This window comes from Dolichospermum sp. UHCC 0315A, assembly GCF_008121535.1.
In the GTDB taxonomy this organism is placed as follows: domain Bacteria; phylum Cyanobacteriota; class Cyanobacteriia; order Cyanobacteriales; family Nostocaceae; genus Dolichospermum; species Dolichospermum lemmermannii.
This window is the reverse complement of sequence record NZ_CP043056.1, coordinates 4051195-4074539: the sequence shown is the minus strand read 5'-3', so window position 1 is coordinate 4074539 and position 23345 is coordinate 4051195. Positions and strand designations below refer to the sequence as shown.

17 protein-coding genes are annotated in these 23345 nt (G+C 38.0%); 9 read left to right on the top strand and 8 right to left on the bottom strand.

Going from position 1 to position 23345, the window contains the following annotated elements; translation table 11 throughout:
- The first annotated feature begins 166 nt into the window (after window positions 1-166).
- From BMF77_RS19540 to BMF77_RS19525, 3 genes are all read left to right on the top strand, one after another.
- The gene (locus BMF77_RS19540; protein WP_148765129.1) at window positions 167-1981 is read left to right on the top strand and encodes an ABC transporter ATP-binding protein/permease; all 1815 of its coding nucleotides are present in this window, start codon (window positions 167-169) and stop codon (window positions 1979-1981) included.
- Window positions 1982-2375: 394 nt separating this feature from the next.
- Window positions 2376-3545 (top strand): DUF6014 family protein, encoded by a 1170-nt coding sequence (locus BMF77_RS19530; protein ID WP_148765125.1) that lies wholly within the window; start codon window positions 2376-2378, stop codon window positions 3543-3545.
- A gap of 571 nt (window positions 3546-4116) precedes the next feature.
- Complete coding sequence (locus tag BMF77_RS19525; RefSeq protein WP_148762535.1) at window positions 4117-5805, top strand: IS1634 family transposase; 1689 nt, start codon at window positions 4117-4119, stop codon at window positions 5803-5805.
- A 662-nt stretch (window positions 5806-6467) separates the two neighbouring features.
- On the opposite strand, the gene aspS is transcribed toward BMF77_RS19525, so the two are convergent.
- Window positions 6468-8255, bottom strand: a complete 1788-nt coding sequence (gene aspS, locus BMF77_RS19515) for an aspartate--tRNA ligase (RefSeq protein WP_148765123.1) — start codon at window positions 8253-8255, stop codon at window positions 6468-6470.
- Window positions 8256-8584: 329 nt separating this feature from the next.
- On the opposite strand from aspS, the gene BMF77_RS19510 reads away from it, so the two are divergent.
- The 3 genes from BMF77_RS19510 to BMF77_RS19500 are packed head-to-tail and all read left to right on the top strand — an operon-like array spanning window position 8585 to window position 12920.
- Window positions 8585-10630: an N-6 DNA methylase gene (locus BMF77_RS19510; RefSeq protein ID WP_148765121.1), complete on the top strand. Its 2046-nt coding sequence runs from the start codon at window positions 8585-8587 to the stop codon at window positions 10628-10630.
- 23 nt (window positions 10631-10653) lie between these two features.
- Window positions 10654-12033 carry a restriction endonuclease subunit S gene (locus tag BMF77_RS19505; RefSeq protein WP_148765119.1) on the top strand — a complete coding sequence of 460 codons (1380 nt, stop codon included), beginning with the start codon at window positions 10654-10656 and terminating at the stop codon, window positions 12031-12033.
- A gap of 2 nt (window positions 12034-12035) precedes the next feature.
- Window positions 12036-12920 (top strand): hypothetical protein, encoded by an 885-nt coding sequence (locus BMF77_RS19500; RefSeq protein ID WP_148765117.1) that lies wholly within the window; start codon window positions 12036-12038, stop codon window positions 12918-12920.
- An 84-nt stretch (window positions 12921-13004) separates the two neighbouring features.
- On the opposite strand, the gene BMF77_RS19495 is transcribed toward BMF77_RS19500, so the two are convergent.
- The 3 genes from BMF77_RS19495 to BMF77_RS19485 form a co-directional block, all read right to left on the bottom strand.
- A complete protein-coding gene (locus tag BMF77_RS19495; RefSeq protein WP_015080019.1) occupies window positions 13005-14348 on the bottom strand; it encodes a TRAP transporter large permease subunit in 1344 nt (447 codons plus the stop codon).
- 9 nt (window positions 14349-14357) lie between these two features.
- Window positions 14358-14981: a TRAP transporter small permease subunit gene (locus tag BMF77_RS19490; protein ID WP_210422234.1), complete on the bottom strand. Its 624-nt coding sequence runs from the start codon at window positions 14979-14981 to the stop codon at window positions 14358-14360.
- A gap of 280 nt (window positions 14982-15261) precedes the next feature.
- The gene (locus BMF77_RS19485; RefSeq protein WP_148765115.1) at window positions 15262-16026 is read right to left on the bottom strand and encodes a Uma2 family endonuclease; all 765 of its coding nucleotides are present in this window, start codon (window positions 16024-16026) and stop codon (window positions 15262-15264) included.
- Between the two features lie 165 nt (window positions 16027-16191).
- On the opposite strand from BMF77_RS19485, the gene BMF77_RS19480 reads away from it, so the two are divergent.
- From BMF77_RS19480 to BMF77_RS19470, 3 genes are all read left to right on the top strand, one after another.
- Window positions 16192-17331: a TRAP transporter substrate-binding protein gene (locus tag BMF77_RS19480; protein WP_148765113.1), complete on the top strand. Its 1140-nt coding sequence runs from the start codon at window positions 16192-16194 to the stop codon at window positions 17329-17331.
- A gap of 122 nt (window positions 17332-17453) precedes the next feature.
- Complete coding sequence (locus tag BMF77_RS19475) at window positions 17454-17705, top strand: type II toxin-antitoxin system HicA family toxin (RefSeq protein ID WP_148765111.1); 252 nt, start codon at window positions 17454-17456, stop codon at window positions 17703-17705.
- 39 nt (window positions 17706-17744) lie between these two features.
- Complete coding sequence (locus BMF77_RS19470) at window positions 17745-17990, top strand: type II toxin-antitoxin system HicB family antitoxin (RefSeq protein ID WP_148765109.1); 246 nt, start codon at window positions 17745-17747, stop codon at window positions 17988-17990.
- Between the two features lie 94 nt (window positions 17991-18084).
- Here BMF77_RS19470 and BMF77_RS19465 read toward each other — a convergent pair whose 3' ends face one another.
- The 4 genes from BMF77_RS19465 to BMF77_RS19450 all read right to left on the bottom strand — a co-directional run bounded on the left by BMF77_RS19465 (window position 18085) and on the right by BMF77_RS19450 (window position 23243).
- Window positions 18085-19755, bottom strand: coding sequence for a HEAT repeat domain-containing protein (locus BMF77_RS19465; RefSeq protein ID WP_148765107.1), 1671 nt, complete (start codon window positions 19753-19755; stop codon window positions 18085-18087).
- Window positions 19756-19858: 103 nt separating this feature from the next.
- Window positions 19859-20296 carry a putative toxin-antitoxin system toxin component, PIN family gene (locus tag BMF77_RS19460; protein WP_148765105.1) on the bottom strand — a complete coding sequence of 146 codons (438 nt, stop codon included), beginning with the start codon at window positions 20294-20296 and terminating at the stop codon, window positions 19859-19861.
- Window positions 20289-20588 carry an AbrB/MazE/SpoVT family DNA-binding domain-containing protein gene (locus tag BMF77_RS19455; protein WP_148765103.1) on the bottom strand — a complete coding sequence of 100 codons (300 nt, stop codon included), beginning with the start codon at window positions 20586-20588 and terminating at the stop codon, window positions 20289-20291. The genes BMF77_RS19460 and BMF77_RS19455 overlap by 8 nt, the downstream gene beginning before the upstream one ends.
- A 300-nt stretch (window positions 20589-20888) precedes the next feature.
- Window positions 20889-23243 carry an arylsulfatase gene (locus BMF77_RS19450; protein WP_148765101.1) on the bottom strand — a complete coding sequence of 785 codons (2355 nt, stop codon included), beginning with the start codon at window positions 23241-23243 and terminating at the stop codon, window positions 20889-20891.
- Between the last annotated feature and the right edge of the window lie 102 nt (window positions 23244-23345).

Below are 23345 nucleotides of genomic sequence, written 5' to 3'. Positions count from 1 at the left end.
CCTAAAGGGACTGGGCTTGTAAGAGAAATCAAGCAAGCCGTACTGACCAGACCACCCTAAGCGGAGTCGAAGGGAGTCCAAGGGTAGCCGTTATTTGAATGATTAATTTTTCATAAAAAATTAATTTTTTAAATTCAGCATTCATAATTTATCTTATTTCTAAAATATGCCAACCCAAGTTGTTCAAGCTCAACCCATAACAAATGCTTTTTCAGATTTTACTCAATTTTTGGCAGGTGTAAAAGCGATTGCGGCACCTTATTGGTATCCAACAAAGCAAGGTGAAAGAGCATTCTCAGACGTGATTCGTTCATGGGGAATGCTGATTCTCCTGATATTACTAATAATCGCGCTTGTGGGTATGAATGCTTTTAGTAGTTTCGTTAATCGTTATTTGGTCGATACTCTGATTCAAGAAAAAGATTATTCTAAGTTCATTAACACCTTATCAGTCAATATTGTTGTACTTGTCTTTCTAACGCTTTTAGTAGGATTTTCTAAATTTGTCAGAAAACAAATTGCTCTTGATTGGTACAACTGGCTCAATTATCATATTTTAGATAAATATTTAAGCAATCGTGCTTATTATAAAATTAACTTTAAAGCAGATATTGATAACCCAGATCAGCGTTTATCCCAAGAAATTGAACCTGTCACCACTAAAGCTCTGAATTTTTCGGCTACTTTACTGGAAAAAGTCCTGGAAATGGGGACTTTTTTCATAATTATCTTGTCAATTTCCCGACTGATTGCGGTTATTTTGCTTGCTTATACAATTATAGGTAATGTTATTGCCATTTACTTAAATCAAGAATTGACTAAAATTAATCAAGAGGAACTCGTATTTAAAGCTGACTACAATTATTCCTTGACGCATGTTAGGAATCACGCTGAATCGATAGCTTTTTTTCAAGGAGAACCCCAAGAATTAAATATAATTGCGAAGCGATTTAATCATCTTTTCAAAAATACCCAACGCAAGATAGGTTGGGAGAGAGGGACGGACATTTTTAGCAGAGGATATCAATCTGTTATCCAAATATTCCCCTTTTTAGTACTTGCACCTTTATATATTAGAGGTGAAATTGATTTTGGACAACTGGGACAAGCCGCTTTAGCTTCTAATATGTTTGCTATTGCAATGGGTGAATTAATCAGTGAATTTGGGACTTATGGACAATTTTCTAGTTACGTTAAGCGTTTAAATGAATTTTCAAATGCTTTAGAAGCAGTTACTAAAAAACTAGAGAATGTCAGTACCATTAAAACAGTAGAAGAAAACCATATCGCTTTTGATCATGTCACTTTACAAACACCCGACTATGAGCAGGTGATTGTTGAAGAATTATCACTTTCTGTCAAAGCAGGAGAAGGTTTATTAATTGTTGGCCCTAGTGGTCGAGGTAAAAGTTCTCTGTTGAGAGCGATCGCTGGTTTGTGGAATGCGGGGACTGGTCGTCTGGTGAGACCACCCTTAGAAGAAGTCTTATTTTTGCCGCAACGTCCTTATATAATCTTAGGAACTTTGCGCGAACAGTTACTTTATCCTAGTACAAATCGTCAAATACCTGACGCAGAACTGAAAGATATTTTGCAACAAGTTAATCTGCAAAACTTACTAAGTCGAGTCGATAACTTCGATACAGAAGTTCCTTGGGAGAACATATTATCGCTGGGAGAACAACAACGCCTTGCATTTGCACGACTGTTAGTTACTCATCCTAGTTTCACTATATTAGATGAAGCAACGAGTGCTTTAGATTTGAAAAATGAAAGTAATTTATATCAACAATTACAAGAGAGAAAAACAACATTTATTAGTGTGGGACATCGGGAAAGTTTATTTAATTATCATCAATGGGTTCTGGAACTTTCACAAAATTCCAGTTGGCAACTTTTGACTGTACAGGATTATCGGCGACAAAAAACCACAGAAATTGCCACTACTAGTTCTTTGACCCTTATTAAGAATAATTCTTGAAAAGGCTCATACTACATTATGAGGTGTAAATTTAGTTTCTTATCTGTTCCTTGTTCCCTGTTCCCTTTTTTTGTAAGATTGAAGAGGATGTTGGAAAAGTTTATGGCTAAGAGGTTGTTTGAAAAGTATTATATCAAACCAGTAATCTCCAAAAACCTAACCCCCCTACCCCCCTTCCCTGCAAGGGAATGGGGGTTTTAAAGCCTCTCCCCTTGCAGGGGAGAGGTTTGGAGAGGGGTCAGTCTATACATTCAAAACTTTTCAAACACCCTCTAAGGCCACGCTACGCTATCGGCGATTATAAATCGCCCAGAGAGTGTGAATTTAGACTTTTCAAACACTCTCTAAAGCAATAAACGATATCAAACTTTGATTAAATCATTAGGCATAAAAAATGGTAACCATCTTTGTAGATGAACAAGAATTAACTAAACAAATAGTCCAAGATATTGGGCGAAATGAAATTGCTATTGCTGTCAAAAAACTGCGTCAACAGGCTAAAAACTCTTGTGAACTTCCTCCAACTTGGCTACTCAACACAGCCGATGCTTTAGAAAATAACGATTGGAGTATCTTGTCAGCAGGCTTTATCAATATGGATTTTATTGGTAAAAATGGCTATTTCTTAATTATCGCACCTTACCAAATAAATCGACAAAGCCAAGCCAATGTGACGTTAAGCGCACTTTACGGGAAAATACACGATAACCAAGAACCATCTATTGAACAATTAGAAAATCTGGTGCGGGCAAAATTTGGCACACTCGGACAACCAATTCCCATAAACCTTTCCTTTACCGAGATTGCTAGTTGGGGTAATGTCAGTGGTGAAAGTGGTGAAGCCTTTGTAGTCCCACATAGATGGTGTTTTCCTAATAGTGTTTGTGGTCCTGCATTAAACAATGCAAAGGAGCAGCGACGACGTTTTTTAGGTTCCAGCCACGAATGTATCCGAAAAATATTTGAATATGAAACAGCTAATTTACTATTAGGTCCGTTAGAAGACGAAATCAATGGTGAACGCTATCGCCACCTAGATACTCAAGTTCATGAAGCAGGACATGCGAGTGGTTTGGGATTTAACTTCAAGTTAAAGCATAAAATTTTCCGAAACTATACCAATTCTGGTGTAGAGGAATGGCGATCTGATAGCCTAGGATTTGAGTTTGCAGCTTGCACTTTACCTGCTCAAGAAGCTGGGAAGTTGGTAGCTGTCAATTTCTGCATTCGCTTTGGCTTAGATGCTCACCGTTTAGGAGGGATAGAAAAAGATGTGGATGTATATGCTAGCCTGATCAGCTTAGAATATCTTTTTCAAAATGATGCCATATATATCACTAAAAATAGTCAATTAGCTTTACGTAATTTGAGTTATCCAGGTTTACTCCAAGCCGTGGAACTCCATCGAGCGCAAGCATTATCTCTTACCCGAAGAGAGTTAAATCTTAAAAGTCCTACAGGTCTTTTATCTTTGTACAAAGTAGACATTCACCCATCAACTCAATCAATTTTTCAGGGGCTAATTATGGAACCCTGTCAAAGAATTTGGGAAAAGTTGCAATAATAATTTTTCTGTCTTTTTGCCCGGATTTCTCATAAAGAAAAGAAAAAAAGGGGTCAAAAACTGCGAAAATGTATATGTAGGGCTTGCTGAATAAAGCTAAAACCGTTTATTAATAAAGGTTTTACAGATTTTTATCTCAAAAAAAATGCACCTATTTTGGGACACCATCTAGTATGTTAATTCTGTGTATTTTTGGAGGGATTGTCCAGAAAAGTATTGGTGTTACCGTAGTTTATACCGAAAACATCTGTTCCAGGCACTTTCTCATAAAAATAGGGCGACACATTTTGTGCATGAAGTCTTATGGGACAAGGGATTCAGAATTAACACACTAGACACCATCAGCCAAAATAGGTGCATTTTTCGTATCCGCTCAATATATAACCCACATTCCGCACCCCAAACTGTCACAGATCAAAAAAGCCCTTAAAGTAGTACATAATAACTAAAGTCAATTCAAAAATTAAGATGCTTAATGAGAATAAGTAGCATTAAAAGGGACGTGGTGTGATAAAGTGAAACTTGGTAACAAAAGAAAAAAATGAATTGATAACCAAATAAGAAATAATTGATGACAACAGAAGTATTAGAGGAAACTGTTGTGAAATTAAAACCTCAAGAAATAGAAATTGAGAACATAGACCATCTAGGGATAGTAGCAGGAATCATAGATTCAATCGGAATAGTAGAAATAATAAATGAATTAATAGGAGTCGAAAAAGACGAAAAAGTAAATGCAGGTCAAGTGGTAAAAGCCATGATAATAAACGGGTTAGGATTTGTCTCCAAACCGTTATATATGTTTCCCCAATATTTTGAAACAATCGCCTGTGAGCATCTAATAGGAACAGGAGTAAAACCAGAATATCTTAACGACGATAAATTGGGGAGAGTCATGGATAAACTGTTTATAAAAGGCTTAGATACAATCTTTTTTATCATAGCCTTAAAAGCTGCTCAAAAATTTGGAGTATCACTATCAACATCACATCTAGACTCATCATCAATGCACGTGCATGGGCAGTATAACACTAGCTTACCATTCGTAATATTTGAGAGTCAAAAAGTAGGAAATAACCAAGAATTAGAAGAATTAGCAGTAAAATCACCAAAAGAAATAACCATCACCTACGGTTATTCCCGTGACCATAGACCAGATTTAAAACAATTCATCATAGAAATGATATGTTCAGGAGATGGAGACATCCCAATATTTTTAAAACTAGCATCGGGAAATCAAGCAGATTCATCATGTTTTGGTCAAATAGCAGTAGAATATCAAAAACAATTAGAAGTTAATAGTCTCATGGTTGCTGACGCTGCTTTATATACAGAATCAAACCTGAAAATGATGTCAGAATTACGTTGGTTATGTCGAGTACCATTAAGCATAAAAGCAGCAAAAACATTAATATCAACATTAGCAGAATCAGAATTTATTGATAGTACAATACCAGGATATAAATTAGCATCAAAAATCCAAAATTATGCAGGGATAGAACAAAGATGGTTAGTAGTGCAAAGTCAAGAAAGAAAAGAATCAGACCTGCATAAGCTCACACAAAAAATTACCAAAGCAGAATCAAAAGCTGTGCAAGATTTGAAAAAGTTATCACAAGAGAGATTTGCATGTGTTGCAGATGCTATCAAGGCATTATCAAAATTATCAAAACAATTCAAATATCACCAAATTAACGTAAGTATTGTTACTCAAATCGAATCTAAGACAAAAGATTCTCCAGAAGAAATATCTTACCAAATATCAGCTACAGTCTCCCAGAATGAAAGTAAAATTAATACAGAATTGCTGAGTGCGGGACGTTTTATTATTGCGACAAATGTTTTAGATTCACAGGAACTAAGCAATGATTCTATGCTAAGTGAATATAAAGCCCAGCAGTCATGTGAGAGGGGGTTTGGTTTTCTCAAAGACCCATTATTTTTTGCCGACAGTATTTTCCTCAAAAGTCCTGAGAGAATAGAGTCTTTGGGAATGATTATGGGTTTATGTCTACTGGTTTATACTTTGGCTCAACGTCATATTAGAAATGCTCTTTTGGAGTCTAAATCAACAATTAAAAATCAATTAGGCAAAGCAACTAATCGTCCTACTTTACGCTGGATTTTTCAATGCTTTCAGTGTATTCATTTGGTTACACTCAATCAGGAGAAACATATTTCTAATTGGAATAAGGACAGAGATTTTATCTTGAGTCTTTTACCAGATGATTGTTTACGTTACTATCAATTAGTCAGCTAATTATCATCTCTATCAATTTAATTTCTCTTGTAAAGATGAGCTAATCTCTTTGATTTATAGCTCCATTTTACTATGTCTATAATTTCGTTTTTTACTTTAATTGATTAGTCTAACTTATAATTGTTTCTTGAATATCTTCTTTCGCTTATCTATTGACCTCTCCAGGTGGTGTGCATTCTTATTGCTTCTTATTGAGAATAGATTTTGATGACATTTTTGGTGATTTACTGTTTCTCAAATGCCTTTTTTCACTTTATCTGTTTGTTTTGATGCTCCCTTTGATTTTCATCTCCGTAATTTCCCTCTGTAACATTTTGGGGTGCGGAATGTGGGATATAAGTTATGATTAAGTCTTGATAGACTAACAATAAAATTATATTATATTTTTTGCCAGAAACCACCCTTATTCTTTATTGCTTCTTATTGAGAATATATTTGAACCAACTTTCCTATCTAAAATTTATTTTTTTATAGATAAATGTATTTTTTTACTCCTTTTTCATCAATTTACCTCCGTAATCACCGTTTGTGACAGTCAATGGTGCGGAATGTGGGTAATAAATGTAACTTTCTAACTTCTTCCTTTGCGTCTTTGCGCCTTTGCGTGAGAATTTAATCAAAATTAACCCCCCTGCAAAAAAAGCAGAGGGAATAATCAAACCTTACACCTTAGGTTTAAAAGTCGAAGCAACGTGCAACTCTTTCAATTGTTTTGCGTCTACACTTGCAGGGGCATCTGTTAACAAACAACGAGCTTGTTGAGTCTTAGGAAAAGCAATCACATCACGAATTGATTCCTCTCCAGATAACAACATTACCAAACGATCTACACCGTAAGCAATACCACCATGGGGAGGAGTTCCATATTCAAAAGCTTCTAACAAAAAGCCGAATTTACTTTGTGCTTCTTCCGTTGATAAACCAATAGCTGCAAACACCTGTTCTTGAACTTCTCGCTGATAAATTCGCAGACTTCCACCACCAACTTCAAAGCCATTTAATACTAAATCATAAGCTTGAGCGCGGGCGGTTTTTAAATCGCTGATATCATCAGGATGAGGTGCTGTAAATGGGTGATGTAATGCTTCTAAACGTTTTTCATCAGCATTCCATTCAAACATGGGAAATTCTGTCACCCACAGGAAGTTAATTTTGTCTTTCTCAATTAACTTAAATTCCTTAGCCACAAATTGACGAATTCTATCTAAAGTTTTATTAACGGTGTTTGTATCAGCAGCCGCAAATAATAACAAATGTCCAGCTTTTGCACCTGTTCTTGTTAAAATTTCCTGCTTTTGTTCCGGTGTCAAATTATCTTTAATTGCGCCAATGGTGTCAATTTCGCCATTTTCCCGCACGCGGATATATGCTAAACCTTTCGCACCTGCTTCTGCGGCTTCTCGGAAAATATCTCCACCTGGTTTAATGCGAACATTAGAAATTGCATCGTTACCGTTAGGAATGGGGAGAATTTTAATGATACCACCATTAGCAACAGCTTCTCGAAAAACTTTAAAACCGGAATCTTTTAAAACGTCAGAAACATCAACTAATTCTAAACCGTAACGGGTATCTGGTTTATCGCTTCCGTAACGGTTCATAGCTTCCGCGTAGGGAAGACGAGGAAAAGGACGAGGTAAATCAATTCCTTTCACGGTTTTGAAAATATGACAAACTAACTTTTCGTTGAGTTCAATAATTTCATCTTCAGACATGAAACTCATTTCCATGTCTAATTGGGTAAACTCTGGTTGTCTATCAGCACGTAAATCTTCATCCCGGAAACATCGCGCTACTTGATAGTATCTATCCATTCCCGATACCATCAATAATTGTTTGAATAGTTGGGGTGATTGCGGTAAAGCAAACCATTCACCTTCATTGACGCGACTGGGAAGAATGTAATCTCGCGCCCCTTCGGGGGTAGAACGGGTGAGAATAGGGGTTTCGATTTCGATAAACCCTTCTAAGTCTTCCAGGTAGCGCCGCATGGCTTTGATGACTTGGTGACGCAATTGCATATTTTGCGCCATGCGTTCCCGTCGTAGGTCTAAATAACGATATTTTAACCGCAAGTCTTCCCTGACTGTTTCCGTGTCTGCGGTGGAAACTTGGAAAGGTAACTGTTTACGGACGGCGTTGAGTAGTTCTATTTTATCTGCGTAGATTTCTACTTCGCCTGTGGGAAGCCGGGGATTTAGGGATTCTGGAGGACGTTGGCTAACTGTACCGGTGATTGCTACAACGTATTCATTTCTGAGTGCGTTAGCCTGTTCATAGGAGTTTGGGGTGCGCTGGGGGTCGCTGACGATTTGGACAATACCAGAGCGATCGCGCAAATCTAAGAATATCACACCACCGTGATCGCGGCGACGGTCTACCCATCCGTAAAAGGTAACAGTTTCACCAATATGTTCTTTTCGGAGTTCGCCGCAATAGTGAGTTCGCATAGTTGTTAGTTCTTTGGTTCCGGGCTAGGTTGGGTAAATGTCAAGGCTTTCCCATTATCTAGCATCAATAGTCATTGTAGTAGTTTTAGTTGAAGAAAAATCAGTTATTTTCGCCTTGGCAGTTAGAAACCGCAGCTACACAAGCAAAACCCATCTTCATGGGTTTCAATCCCTTAATTTTTTGTTACCCGTCGAAGGCTTGATCTAAAATCAACGATCGCAGAAGTTAAGAATTTTGAAAATGTAAAAATTAAGCTGACCTTAGCTAAAATAGGTATGATTGAGGGCTAAACTGTAGCTAGACCAAAATTAAGCAACGAGAAACTAAAATGTCACTTGACACCTATCTTGACAAAGCGATCGCAGATGGATACGCAGAAATTAAAGGGGAAGGTAAAAAAGAACGTATTTATTACCTTGCTGCCGATCATTCTGAGCGTTGGTCTGATCCTGAAGAGAAGATTAGGGCTGAATTTTGGGCTGAATTAATTTATAAGTATGAATATAATCCTAAATTGATCAAGTTTGAGGTGAAAGTACCTAGACGGACTCCTAATGATCTGGCGGATATAGTGATTTACAAGGATGAGGAATATAAAGATCCTTATTTTGTATTTGAGATTAAGCGCTCGGATATTAGTGATGCTGAGTTTGCCCAATCAATTGAACAGGCTTGTGGCAATCGTGCTAGTTTAGGTGCGCCTTTTTGTGGATCTGTCGCAGGTTTAACCCGTCGCTTACTGCGCTTTGATGATAAGCAAAAGTATCCACCAATGGAGCGCGATCGCAACCATTTAACGGATATTCCCAAGCGGTTTGGTAAACCTCCTGAATGGAGATTTTATAAAAATAAGCAGGGGCAGGATCTTTCGGCTGTTCCTCGTGAAGAATTGCGTTCTGCGATTCGGAAATGTCATCAGACGCTTTGGGAAGGTGGTCGCCGCAGTCCTATCGCAGCATTTGGTGAATTTTGTAAGTTGATCTTTGTCAAATATCGTGATGAGAAAAATCCTGATATTGAAGATGGACAGCCTTATGCGTTTCAGCGTCGTGATGGTGAGAGTAGTGAGGATTTATCGAAACGAATATTAAAACTCTATACGAATGAGCAGGAAAAAGAACCAGGGGTTTTTACTGACAAAATTAATATCGATCCGCCTGTCATTGCTCAAGTGGTAGAACATTTAGAGGCTTTATCCCTTGATCGCACGGAACTGGATACAAAGGGAGTTGCTTTTGAAGAATTTATGGGGGGATTCTTTAAGGGTGATTTTGGTCAATATTTTACGCCCCGTGAATTAATTGCTTTTTCCATTGAGCTATTAAATCCAGAACGTAAACATCTGGTTCTCGATCCTGCCTGTGGTTCGGGAGGTTTTTTACTTTATGCCCTTGATCATATTCGCCGTGAGGCAAATCGGCGTTATCCTAAACACAAAACTGATGCCCGTCAAGGAATCAGTCACTACAAACATTGGCATGATTTTGCTGAACACAATCTTTTTGGCATTGAAATTAATGAAGAATTAGCCCGTGTTGCGAAGATGAATATGATCATTCATGATGATGGTCATACAAATATTGTTGGACATGATGCCCTTAATTTTTTGGATAAATTAACGACTCTCAAGCCTGAATTATCTGAAAATAAGTTTGATATTATTTTGACTAATCCGCCTTTTGGATCAGTTGTGAAACAAACAGAGAAAGGTGATGGTTATTTAGAACAGTTTGATTTACGGCACTATTTGAATAAGGCGACAACGGATACAGAGCCAGATGAATCTACGCAAAGTGAACGCAATGCGAAACGGGGTGCAAAAGCGGTTAAAGCAAGGACTAGCATTAAAACGGAAATTCTTTTTATTGAGCGAGTTTGGTCGTATCTAAAGCCAAAGGAAGGACGGGCGGCGATTGTTTTACCTGATGGGATTTTAACTAATTCTTCTTTGCAAGGGGTAAGAGATTGGATGCTTTCCCATTTCCAAATTTTGGCGGTGGTGAGTTTGCCTCAGTTTGCTTTTGCTTATTATGATGCGGGAGTAAAAGCGAGTATTGTTTTCTTGAGAAAGTTAGGTGATGGTGAGGTTGTGCCTGACGATAAGCCGATTTTTATGGCGTTGGCAGAAAATATTGGCTATGACGCAACGGGACGGAAGACGTTTAATGTAACGGTGGAGAGTGAAACGCCAGAAAGGGAAAAGATTGAACGCCATAGTTGCGATCTGTTTGACTATCGAGTTTATTTTGAATGGAATACATCTAATCCAAAGGAATCGGGATGGAGTGAGCGTTATCGAGAGATTATTCCTAATACTGGTCTAGTCGCTCAGTGGCGAGAGTTTGAAAGAAATCCTTCACCTTTTTTCGTCTAAGCCCTGCTAAACAAATTAACGCTTTGTGTTTTGGTGTTGAGCAGGGCAAAGCTAAAAAACGATTTAGTGTTGAATTTTATCAGCCTATTTATCAAATTTTTGATATTAGATTAGAAAATTCTAAATTTACCTGTCGTTCGCTTTCAGAAATTTGTTCTCTAATCTCAGATGGAACTCATCATACACCTAGATATATTAGCGATGATAAACACGGAATACACTTCATTAGTGTAAAGGATGTTAGAGAATGGGAAATCTCTTTTGAAAAGACTAAATTTATTAGTGAAGAGGAACACCATAAATTAGCCAAACGATGCTCTCCTAAAACTAATGATATTTTGTTGACTAAAATTGGAACTATCGGTAAAGCCGCCTTAGTTCCATCCAATCCTCCCATTTTTGATATTTTTGTTAGTGTTGCTTTATTGAGATTGAATGAAAATAGTATATCACCACCTTTTGTGACCTATTTTCTTAACTCCCAAGTTGCAAAAATACAATTTAGTCGCGTTGTTAAAGGTATTGGAGTTCCCGACTTACACCTTGAAGATATTGCCGCAATAAAAATACCAATTCCTCCATTAAATAAACAAATCGAGTTAGTTGCTGCTATGGATGAGGCGCGATCGCAGCGAAACCAAAAACTAGCAGAAGCCGATGCCCTTCTCTCTAGCCTTGATGATTACCTGTTAAAAACTCTTGGACTAGAATCTCCCGTTAAAGATGAGCGGAAAGTATTTGCGATTCAGACTTCCATTATTAGCGGACGATTTGATCCACATTTTCATGCTCCAAACTTTAAAAAAATTTATCGTTTGCTTTCCAAAACTACTACTAAAAAACTTGGAGAAATAGTGCAATTTTCTAAAGATTCTTGGAATCCGAAAGACGAAGAAAAATTAACATTTCGTTATATCGAAATAAGTAACGTAAAGCCACAAACAGGTGAAGCTATTTGGACAGAGACTTTAACAAAAGAAGCACCTAGTCGCGCTCGAATGCTAGTTCATGGTGATGATATTATTGTAAGCCTTACCCGTCCCCATCATGGTTCTATTGCCCATCTGTCTGAAGAATTTGATGGTTGTATTGCGTCAACAGGATTTGCCATAATTCGTTCAGTTAGCAAGTTAGTTAATAGAGAATATCTCTGGTGTATTCTTCGTTCTCAACTCTCTCTCCAGCAAATGCTTCAGAGGTCTAGCGGGGGTAATTATCCTGCCATTACTAAAACTGAGCTAGAAAATATTATTATTCCTATTCCTGAAATTTCCATCCAAGAGCAAATTGTTGCGGAAATACAACGCCGTCGCTCGGAATCACAACGCTTACGCTCCGAAGCTGAGTCAGGATGGCAAGCTGCCAAACAATGGTTTGAAGAACAACTACTGGGAGGTAGCTGATTGTGATTTTTGAGTTTGTAATTGTTTATCAGCAAAATTCTGACACAGATATTAGACAAATCCTAATAGACACATTAACCGTTTCTCTACAAGATAACTATGATGAATTTGAGCCTGATACAGTTGCTCAGATGATCATTTTACAAACTCAAAGAATCGGAAATCAATCAACTAATGAAGACGGCAACACAACACAAACGATTATTCTAGGATTTAACCTAGACTTACCTGAAGAAACCGAAGAAGCCGAAAGAGTAGTTGAAGAATTTGCCAAAGCCTTAACTGAAGAAACCAGCCCAATCTCTCATATAGTCAAATTTGAAGATCCTCTATTGCAGTTCAAACTAGCTCAATGGTCAGCAGAAATATTTGCGATTGAAATGAAATTAAGACGAGTCCTGACACTGATCTATTTAAACGCCTACCAAGGTGTAGAACCTTATAAACTTTTAAGAGACGAGAAGGAACAGCCAGCCGCAAAAGACAAGCCAACCGATAAAGAGATGCAAGACGCTCTTGAAAATCAATTTTTTCATTTACTCTTTAGCCAATACGTTAACTTAAACCAACGTCCTGACCCTAAAATTAATGATTTACTAGACAATATTCGCAACTTTATCAAATATGATGAACTTCAGGCAGAAATTACTCGTAAACCAGTTCAAGATAGTTATGATGCTGATTTCTTGGCCGCACTTAAAAACAAAATAGGTGCAATTGAAAAAATGCGTAACTGTATAGCCCATCACCGCCGTCCCTCTTCGAGAACAGAGGAAGGCTATCAAAATGCCCAGCCATTAATTAGTCAATTGCTTGATGAGTACCTTGAACGGTGGTCTTGGAATGAAGCGGCAAATGGTTCATCTGATGAAGAATCTAACCCTTGATTATTAGATAAGAAAGACACAAGGTAGAGGTTCATATTCTTCTCAAACCAATTTGAGCGATCGCTCTTGCAGTCCAGCACAAATTCAAACCCCAGTCGTTGCTGAAATATCAATTAACCAGCGAACTGTTTGCGGGAAAATAATTACAATTAACAAAACAATAAACTGTAAAACCATAAAAGGAATCGCACTTTTATGAATATCCAATGTACTCACTTCTTTAGGGGCAACACTTTGTAAATAAAACAAAGAAAATCCCACAGGTGGAGAAATAAATGCGGTTTGTAAATTCACTGCCATAACCACACCAAACCACACCATATCAATATTTAAAGCTTGGGCTGCTGGTACTAATAAAGGCATAGCAATAAAGCAAATTTCAATAAATTCTAAAAAAGCTCCTAAAATAAAAATCACGATATTACTAACAATTAAAAAACCCCAATATCCTCCGGGTAAACCTACTAATAAATTAGTAATCAGAGTTTTGCCACCTAAAGCATCAAACACCAAACTAAACATCGAAGAACAGAATAAAATCATCACAACTAAAGCTGTAATTACTGCGGTAGAATGAGCAGCATCACGAATTAATTGTGGTGTGAGACGTTTATTAAAAGCGGCGAGAATAGAAGCCCCAACAGCACCTACAGCCCCCGCTTCTGTGGGAGTGGCTACACCAAAGAATATACTTCCTAACACTGCAAAAATTAAAATAATCGGCGGAACAACAGCTTTGAAAACTTGTTTAATTAATTGAGTCCCTTGAGGAATTACCACATCATCAGGAATCATTGGGACTTTTTCCGGTTGAAAAAAAGCTAGTCCTAAAATATAGAGAATATAAGCACCAGATAACATTAATCCGGGAATTAATGCCCCTAAAAATAAATCTCCCACAGAAACACCAATTTGATCACTCAGAATCACTAAGACTAAACTGGGAGGAATTAATTGAGCTAAAGTACCGGAAGCAATAATAACTCCTGAAGCTAATTTTTTATCATAGCCATAGCGTAACATTAACGGTAATGATAACATTCCCATGACAATTACTGTGGCGGCTACGACTCCAGTTGTGGCTGCTAAAACAGTTCCCACTAAAACAACTGCTAAAGCTAATCCTCCCCGGACACGACTTAAAATAATGCCGATAGTTTCTAATAATTCTTCTGCTAATCCTGACTTTTCTAGAACTGCACCCAGAAAGACAAAGAAGGGAATAGCAAGTAAGGTAAAGTTGGACATTGTGCCAAACCAACTATTAGGTAATAGGAGGAGACGCGCCGGATTAAAAGCCCCAACTGCTGTACCAATAAGTCCAAAAACAATGGCTGTGCCGGCAAAAGAAAAAGCGACAGGAAAGCCACTCATAAGAATAAAGAAAAAGCCGACAAACATTAAAATTGCTAACCATTCAAAACCCATATTGTCTCCCTATTCAATATTGATATTTTCTGAAGTTTCTAAACGAATTTGTTCTGCTACTTGTTGATAACCTAATAATACTGCTAAATATTTAATTGCTTGAGAAATACTTTGCAAAAGCAGCAGTAATAAGGCTATAGGAACCATAGTTTTGATTGGGGCGCGGGGTAAACCATTAGCGTCAGAAGATATTTCCCAAGTTCCCCAACTACCGTCACTTAATCTGCCCCAAGATTGTAAAACCGGATTGATTGTTACCCAAATACCAAGTAGACAAAAGGGAATTAAAAATAAAACTGTTCCCACAAAATCAACCAAGGCGCGTTTTTTTTCACTCATATTAGTATAGATAAAATCAACGCGGACATTTTCCCCATGACGTAAAATATAAACAAAGCCGAATAAGAATGTGAGAGAAAATAAATACCATTGCAGTTCTAATAAGGCATTAGAAGACAATTGTACGCCAATGAAGCGACCCATATAACGGGCGACAACATTAAAAAAACCGACTCCAATTGTTAGTAAAACTAGCCAATTCGATAACCATCCCAATTTATCAGCACCATTGTCAATAAACTGAGAAAATTTTAAGAGTTTACGAATTAAAGAAAATCTGCTTGAGTCACGCATAGAACATAATAAATTAAAGGTAAGACCTGAGAATACAGTCAGCCAGTCACCAGTCAGCCGGGGAATAAATTCCCTGTCTAATAGCTCAAGTCTGTTAAAACAGACTCAGAAATTTTCCCAGTGTTTAGTCATCTAAAAATGACTTTTACCTCGTTTCCAGTCTCTGACTGGGAATGACTTAACGGAGGCTCTGCCTCTGCTGTTATTGAAGGCAGAGCCTTCTGCAATTCGTTCCCATACAGAATATGGGAACGAGAAAAACTTTAGTGAATTTTTACTATTAGTTCATCAATTGTTCCACCTCCAAAATATCTAAATTTGTCAATTGTGCCACTTGTTCTATAGACATTCCATTCTGTAACAAATTAATGGCAACTGCCCTTAATTGCAATTCAGCTTGTTCTGCCCTTTGTTGTGCAATTCCTACCATTTCTTGAGAAGTGGGAAATAATTCACCGTCCAAAGTTGCCCAGCGTAACCAAGTGGCATCAACGCCTCTATAATTACCTTCCCAACGTACCAAAGCTAAATCTAAAACTTTACTTATCAGTTGGTTTTTATCATTTAGAGCAATCTGTTGATATGCACCACTGTTAAGATCAAAACCGGCAAAATCATCTGGGTTAAACGGGTCATACCAAAAATATTCAGAAACGCGCATTTGATTTTGATAAATCAATTTTTTCTGATTTTTATCATTGTTAGCTGTGCTTTCTGAAAGTAATTCAATTACTACATCTGGGGGTTTTCCTTCTTCCCAAACTACCCAAGACAATCGTTCTGTTTTCGGTACACCCAAAACAGCAAAGAAATCTGGACCTCGAAAATCTTGATTTTTCAATTGTGCTAAACTGTAGTAGACAAACATATTGCCACCTACGTATCCATCAGTCCTTTGCTCTAACCAAGGCTGAATGGTATCAATTAAGATATCCATTTGGAATTTATGTCTTTGTGTCTCCATCGGGATACCATCATCACAAGGAAGTTCTGCCTGGGTGGGTGGCAGTTTAATGCTAGGTTCAGCTAAAACAGTTTCTAACATAGCCGTTAAATTTAGTTAGAAATTACTTAATATTTTTATACTAATCGGAAATGATCAGCAATTGGCAAAATTATAAGAAATAATAAGTTTTCAGTGTATTAACACAATCAAATCAAACATGATATTGTAGTGAAATCCTCCAGTTAGTCAATAATATTAACTTTTATGAAACGCCGAGCTATTGTTAACAGATTATCTCAAAGTGCGATCGCTGCCACAGGAGTAGCAATTATTGGTGGTTGTCAAAAAGCTCAAAATAAAACAGCAACCGCTCAAACCGACACCAGTAATCTACCGACAATAAAATGGCAAATGGCGACAAGTTGGCCATTGTCCTTAGAAACTATATTTGGTGGAGCGCAGGTATTAGCAGAACGTGTCAAAGTTCTCACTAACGGTAAATTTATTATCGAACCCCGTGCGGCTGGAGAAATAGCCCCCGGTTTAGAAGTTCTGAATGTGGTTTCCCAAGGTGCTGTACAAGCTGGACATACTGCCGCTTATTACTATATTGGTAAAAGTCCTGCCCTCGCTTTTGGTACATCAGTACCATTTGGACTTAATGCCCAACAACAAAACGCTTGGTTATATGAAGGCGGAGGTTTAACCAAACTGCGAGAAATCTATGCCAGTAAATTTAATGTGATTCAATTTCCTGCGGGAAATACTGGTACACAAATGGGGGGATGGTTTCGCAACGAAGTGAAAACCCTCAATGATCTCAAAGGCCTAAAAATGCGAATTCCCGGTTTAGGAGGGCAAGTTATGGCTAAATTAGGCGTAACTGTGCAGACTCTTCCAGGGGGGGAAATCTTCCAAGCGCTACAAACAGGGGCTATTGATGCGGCAGAATGGGTAGGCCCCTATGATGATGAAAAATTGGGTTTAAATAAAGTCGCTAAATTTTACTATTATCCAGGTTGGTGGGAACCAGGTCCAACTTTAGAAGTACAAGTGAATTTAGATGAATGGAAAAAGTTACCACCGCAATACCAAGCAGCATTAGAAACTGCTGCATTTCAGTCAAATACAACAATGTTAGCTCGTTATGATGTCCGCAATAATGAGTCCTTAGAGAAACTATTAAAAACGGGTACTCAATTGCGTGCTTATAGTCAGGAAATTTTGGAAGCTGGGGAAAAAGCCTCTTTTGCTTTATATGATGAGTTTGCAGCTAAAGACGCTGATTTTAAAGCCGTTTATGAACAGTGGAAACCCTTTAGAGATCGGATGTATGCGTGGAACAATCTCAATGAAGGCAGTTTTGTTCGTTATGCTTATGGAAAGATGAAAGCAGGGAATTGAGAATTTCCTAAATTATAATGTAGAGACGTTTCATGAAACGTCTCTATCGAAGTTGTGAAATACATATAAGTGACATTTTGTCAAAAAAATTAGATGCGTTTCCCCTGAAGTGATTCGTCATCATGGTTAGAGATATTCAGTTTACTGACCTAGAACAATTGCTTTTCAAGATAGGTTTTACAAAAGTACCAACAACAGGCTCTCAACAAGTCTATCAATATCTATCGTCAGGAAGTTTGGTCATTTTACCAGCTTACGAACAACAGGCATATCTTCAGCCTGTACATTTGGTAGCTGTACGTCAAATATTGGTAGAAAATGGTTTAATCAACACCAATACTTTTGACAGTTTTATGAGAAAAATTGTCAGTTAAAGTATGAAAATATAATAAACTACACCATACCATCACAATATGTTTTACAAAATCTCACTATTGCTTACACCTCAACAAGAAGAAGGATTCACTGTAACTTCTCCACTCTTACCACAATTGATCACTGAAGGGGATTCTATGGATGAAGTTTTAGCTAATGTTCAAGATGCTTTGGAAGCAGTTATAGAAATGTATGAAGATTTAGGTAAAGAACTTCCTGATAATCTACAATCTGTAGACCAAAATTCACCAGCTTTGATAGAAACAATTATATCCGTCAGATGAACTATAGAGAAGTTGTTAAAAAGAGTTATATAAAAGATTACTATCGCTATTCTGGGGTGTCAATTACCAAACCATATCATTGTTAGCCTGATTCCTACTCATTTTTATATGTCTCCATAAATTGAGCAGGATCTTTTTGTGGTGGAGTATTAGAGATTAATTTGGGTTGGAAATCAAAATATATTGCTCTTCTAGCTCGCGCTTGTTGTTTTGCCTGTTCTCTTTTTTCTTTCTGATCCTGTCTGATAAAGAGAACCCATTCTCTAGCTGTCCTAATAACATTGTCTTCTATAGACTTAATATTAATTTTATCAATGTTAAACCCAATTGCATCTAAAGCTTCAATGCCAGCGATAAAGACTTTATTACCTGTAGCATTAGGCTCTTCTTGAGATAAAATTTCTAAGATAATAGGTATAGCTTCCTTAGCAAGCTCTTGCATTCTACCTAGTGCGTAAAGTGACCATGCTCTAATATTAGGGTTAGAGTCTTTTAGCCTTTCAATTAAAGCAGGAATAGCTTCTTTAGCTGGTATTCCAATATTTGCAATTACAATAACGGCATATCCACGAACTTCAGGATCAATATCTTCTAATGCACAAATGAGTTGAGAAATTGCAACTTCAGCTTGTGTTCCAATTTCTTCAAGTGTAATTGCTGCTCTTCGTCTTACTTCCAGCTTTTCGTGTTGAAGTAGTTCGGCAAGAAAGGGAACAGATTCTTTACCAATTTTTGCTAAAGTAATTGATGCTGAACCACGAAGTTCAGAGTTATCTTCCTGAAAAACTTTAATAAGTTGAGGAATAGCTTCACTAGCTTCAGCACCAAACTCAGCCAGATCATCAATTGCTTGACTTTTATATCTTTCATCTGTGCTACTTAACAAAGACAGAAGAAAATTTATTTTTTCACTACGTTTTATGTCATCTATAGCTCTAATATCTTCTAAAACTTCTTCCGCATTTGAATAACGACTAGATATATTTGTATTGAGAAGCCTTTCTAAAATAGAGACTGTCTGTTCTGTGATAGTCATATCCAGAAGATTCCAACTTCTTTTAATCCAATTATCTCCAAGATTACATTCTAAGTCTAACGGTGAATATCCGCTTAAAAGATGAAAACAAGTTGCACCTAGAGAGTACAAATCACTCGCAGCAGAAGAAAAACTATCGGGTGATTGATAGCCAGATGTACCAAAATTTGTACTTTTGAGGGTTTTGATAGTTACATTTCCTTGTAATGAAGTATCGAGATCGGAAACTTGCTTTGAAATTCCAAAATCAATTAGTACAAATTTTCCATTTTTACTATTTCTTATTATATTATCGGGTTTAATGTCACGATGAAAAATACCTCTATTATGAATCTCTTGTAATACAGGTAATATTTCTAGCAAAAGTTCCAAAATCTGCTTTTCATTAAAAATTTTAAAATTATTTTGTTCTAATTCTTGTCTCAAATTTTTTCCTTCAATAAATTCTTGTACGATGCAATTTTCACTTTCCAGATATGCGAGTAAGCTAGGAGTTTGTGAATAAGCTTCTAATTCATAGAGAATTTTTGCTTCTGTTTTAAATAATTCTCTTGCTTTTTGTCCATTGGTTGATTCTTCATTATAGGGCTGTATGAATTGCTTTACAACACATCTGGAATCAAATTTTAACCTATCTTTTGCAAGAAAAACTTTACCAAAGCCTCCTTGTTCCAATTCCTCAACGATTTGATAACGTTGATCGATTATGTCTCTAACTTTGATGTCCATATAAATTTTATGTAAGGTAATTCAAGATTAATAGAAATTTGATCATTAATTTAATTATAAGCGATTTACTGCAATTATTGAGCGTGAAGGTGATATTTGTATATTACAAACCTCTTTGTACAATTTCTCGAATTTCTCTAATAAACTCAGCAGGAGTTTGAATAATTAATCCACTCTCAATACCAACTTCCGTAGTAAAATCTTTAGTATTCAAACTTAATAAACGATCAACTTTTGCCAACACAGCAGCAGCTAAAATAGGCGCGTCTTTAGCTTCAATAATCCTAACCCAACGATTACTTTCTTCTAGAGTTGGATCAGGTTCAATTTCTGGATTAATAGCTGCTATTAACTGCGAGAAAATTGGTAAAGCATCAGGTAATTTTTTCTTGAGATTTCGTTCACACTCTAATAAAACTTGCTCTGATATTACTAACTGAAACAAACCAATTTCCGCCATTGTTAACACAGCGTGACTAGCTCCTGTACGAGAAGCAGCACCAGCAATGAGAATGCTAGAATCAGCAAAGACTTTACGCATTGTGATCTTGCTCTTGCCAAATTGCTACTCTTTCTGCTGCCAAACCCTGAAGTAAATCACCTAATTCTAAACCTGCATCTTCCATCATTGCTGTAATTTTGTCGGCAATTTGTGGAACTTGCGGCTGTTTGGGAGTAAGTAAAACAACATCACCAATTTGCAATAACGTCAACGTATCACCTGTAACTAAGCTAAGATGCACCTTTAAATCTTCTGGAATAGTAATTTTTCCCTCATTTTCTATGCGAATAGGGAAAGCCTTAATTTCCATATTTTCTGATATATAAGTCATACTTAGTCGTTTGTATGGGTTTTTGTAGGTACATTTTCACAAAACATCCCTGAATCTATTGTAAATGTTGCTGTACCGGAATACCTTGTAATCGCTAAAAATTCGATATCATTAAAACCGAAAATAAAACCAAAGTTTCGTAACTTAGAAGATATTGACTAAAACCTTCTTTTCTTCTTTTCTTCTTTGCGTCTTTGCTCCTTTGCGACTTTGCGCGAAACAATATTTAGTATTTTAGATAAATATGAATAATTTGATTAATGCAGGGTGAGATAACCCACCCTGCAAAGTATTTAATCCTTACTGTCGCGCCATAATAGTCCGCATTTCAGCCTCCCGATCTTGAATCAAATCGCCACTAACATCAACCATCACACTATAAATCTTACCCGTAAACTTAAAAGGCGGCTCATAATCCGGTGTAACAGGCGCACCAGGGGCAATTCCACAGGTGACACCACTGGTCAAACCTAGTGCTAAAGGAGTAGTTACAGGCACATCAATCTGCCCGACCAATTTCTCATCAATATACAGTTGGGCGCGTCCTGTCGTTCCTTTACCCTTGGCTAAATCTGGTTGTCCTGTGACTTTAAACTCAAAACGCAACTGGTGCCGACCTATCGGCACAGATGACCCAGATTCAACATGATAGAGCGATCGCCCGACATAATTATGAACCCAGTGCAGTTTGCCATTTTGCACATAGAAAGAATAGCCACTATCATTACCCCCATGAGCCAGTAATATCCCTTCAGCGCCACCTGTGGGAATCTCCACATCAGCCGTAATACTGTGGGGACGATTTAACACCCTCACAGCACTACCGGCGGGAATCGCTTGAGTATCAGGATAGTAAACATAGCGGCTACGATTCACCGTAATTTGTGGGCGTTCTTCCGCCAGTCGTTGCACACCACGTCCATCTACAGGCAATACATTATACTTACCAGCTTCCACATACCAAGTAGCAATCATCTCAATTAACTTAGGACGATTATCCGCCGCAATATTGTGATTTTCCGCAAAATCTGAGGCGACGTGATACAGTTCCCAATGATGAGTATCCAAATCCGTCAGAGTTTCCGCCGAAATCGCCTCACCAAAAAACCGCCCTGCTTCTGTAAATGAAGGACCCGGCCAAGGACAAACCGCCCGCCAACCATCATAGTAAAGAGAACGATGTCCCATCATCTCGAAATACTGGGTAATATGCTTAGTGGGGGCGTTACTATGATTAAAAGTATGGGCAAAACTGACACCTTCAATGGGGGATTGAGTCACACCCTTAATAGTTGTCGGTGGTTCAATTTCCAGTAATTCCAGCACCGTCGGCACAAGGTCAATAGCATGAGCGTACTGAGTCCGAATCTCCCCTTTAGCCTCAATACCTTGACTCCAATGCACAATTAAAGGGTCGCTGATTCCCCCCCGATAGGTTTCCCGTTTCCAACGCCTAAAAGGCGTATTTCCTGCCCAAGTCCAGCCCCAAGCATAATGGTTAAAGGTTTCGGCGCTGCCTAGTTTATCCAATGCTTTGAGATTTTCCTCTAGGGATTCTGGCACATTGTTAAAAAACAGGTTCTCATTCACTGAACCAGTCGGTCCCCCTTCCGAACTTGCACCATTGTCTGAGATCACCATAATGACAGTATTCTCGAACTCACCGATAGATTTGAGGAAATCGAGTAAACGACCGATATGGTAGTCAGTATGGGTTAAAAAACCAGCATATACTTCCATCATCCGAGCATAAAGCCGTTTTTCGGCGGCTGGGAGGGAATCCCAGTGCGGGACATCGGGATCATGACGAGAAAGTTCAGCATCTGCGGGAACAATCCCCATTTCTTGCTGACGGGCAAAAACCTTTTTTCTGTAAGCTTCCCAACCATCATCAAATTGTCCCGCGTAGGCATCAGCCCATTCTTTTGGGACATGATGGGGGGCGTGCATTGCCCCCGGACAAAAATACATGAAAAAGGGCTTATTTGGGGCAACCTGCTTGGCATCAGCGATAAAGCTAATGGCTTTGTCTGCTAAGTCTTCGGTTAAATGATAGCCTTCTGCGGGGGTCTTTTCTGGCTTGACGGTGTGGTTGTCATAAACCAAATCTGGATAATATTGGTGGGTTTCTCCGCCCAAAAAGCCATAAAAACGCTCAAATCCGCGACCGAGAGGCCAGCGATCATAGGGGCCTGCGGCTGAAAGTTGGTCTGAGGGGGTTAAATGCCATTTTCCCAAGGCATAAGTGTTATAACCCTTCTGGAGTAATATCTCTGAGAGAAACCCATTTTCAAAGGGAATATTCCCATTACCTCCGGGATAACCCGTAGACCCTTCTGTAATACAGGACATGGCGTTAGAATGGTGATTGCGCCCAGTTAGAAGGCAAGAACGGGTGGGAGAACACAGTGCCGTTGTGTGTAGATTATTGTAGCGCAATCCATTAGCGGCTAGTGTGTCTAGGTTGGGTGTTTTGATGGGACTTCCATAATTTCCAAATTGTCCAAATCCTGTATCATCGAAAACGATAAATAGGATGTTTGGTGTATTTTCTTTTGCCCGTAATGGTTCTGGCCAAGCTGGACTGGATTTATCAACTGTCCGGCCGATGACTCCGGGGAAGGTAGTTCCGAGTTTGTATTCATGCAGAGACATAAATCTGACCTCTTGAGAATATTTAATTTTTAACAAAAACCCGGAAATTTTATATCCTCTTTAGGACAGGTTAAAAATCAGCAACCTTGCAAAAGGTCTGGT

Excerpts from the sequence above, each read along its gene's own strand:
- BMF77_RS19540 (WP_148765129.1), top strand. The coding sequence starts at position 167 with ATGCCAACCCAAGTTGTTCAAGCTCAACCCATAACAAATGCTTTTTCA.
- BMF77_RS19530 (WP_148765125.1), top strand. The coding sequence starts at position 2,376 with ATGGTAACCATCTTTGTAGATGAACAAGAATTAACTAAACAAATAGTC.
- BMF77_RS19525 (WP_148762535.1), top strand. The coding sequence starts at position 4,117 with ATGACAACAGAAGTATTAGAGGAAACTGTTGTGAAATTAAAACCTCAA.
- aspS (WP_148765123.1), bottom strand. The coding sequence starts at position 8,255 with ATGCGAACTCACTATTGCGGCGAACTCCGAAAAGAACATATTGGTGAA.
- BMF77_RS19510 (WP_148765121.1), top strand. The coding sequence starts at position 8,585 with ATGTCACTTGACACCTATCTTGACAAAGCGATCGCAGATGGATACGCA.
- BMF77_RS19495 (WP_015080019.1), bottom strand. The coding sequence starts at position 14,348 with ATGGGTTTTGAATGGTTAGCAATTTTAATGTTTGTCGGCTTTTTCTTT.
- BMF77_RS19490 (WP_210422234.1), bottom strand. The coding sequence starts at position 14,981 with ATGCGTGACTCAAGCAGATTTTCTTTAATTCGTAAACTCTTAAAATTT.
- BMF77_RS19485 (WP_148765115.1), bottom strand. The coding sequence starts at position 16,026 with ATGTTAGAAACTGTTTTAGCTGAACCTAGCATTAAACTGCCACCCACC.
- BMF77_RS19480 (WP_148765113.1), top strand. The coding sequence starts at position 16,192 with ATGAAACGCCGAGCTATTGTTAACAGATTATCTCAAAGTGCGATCGCT.
- BMF77_RS19475 (WP_148765111.1), top strand. The coding sequence starts at position 17,454 with ATGGTTAGAGATATTCAGTTTACTGACCTAGAACAATTGCTTTTCAAG.
- BMF77_RS19470 (WP_148765109.1), top strand. The coding sequence starts at position 17,745 with ATGTTTTACAAAATCTCACTATTGCTTACACCTCAACAAGAAGAAGGA.
- BMF77_RS19465 (WP_148765107.1), bottom strand. The coding sequence starts at position 19,755 with ATGGACATCAAAGTTAGAGACATAATCGATCAACGTTATCAAATCGTT.
- BMF77_RS19460 (WP_148765105.1), bottom strand. The coding sequence starts at position 20,296 with ATGCGTAAAGTCTTTGCTGATTCTAGCATTCTCATTGCTGGTGCTGCT.
- BMF77_RS19455 (WP_148765103.1), bottom strand. The coding sequence starts at position 20,588 with ATGACTTATATATCAGAAAATATGGAAATTAAGGCTTTCCCTATTCGC.
- BMF77_RS19450 (WP_148765101.1), bottom strand. The coding sequence starts at position 23,243 with ATGTCTCTGCATGAATACAAACTCGGAACTACCTTCCCCGGAGTCATC.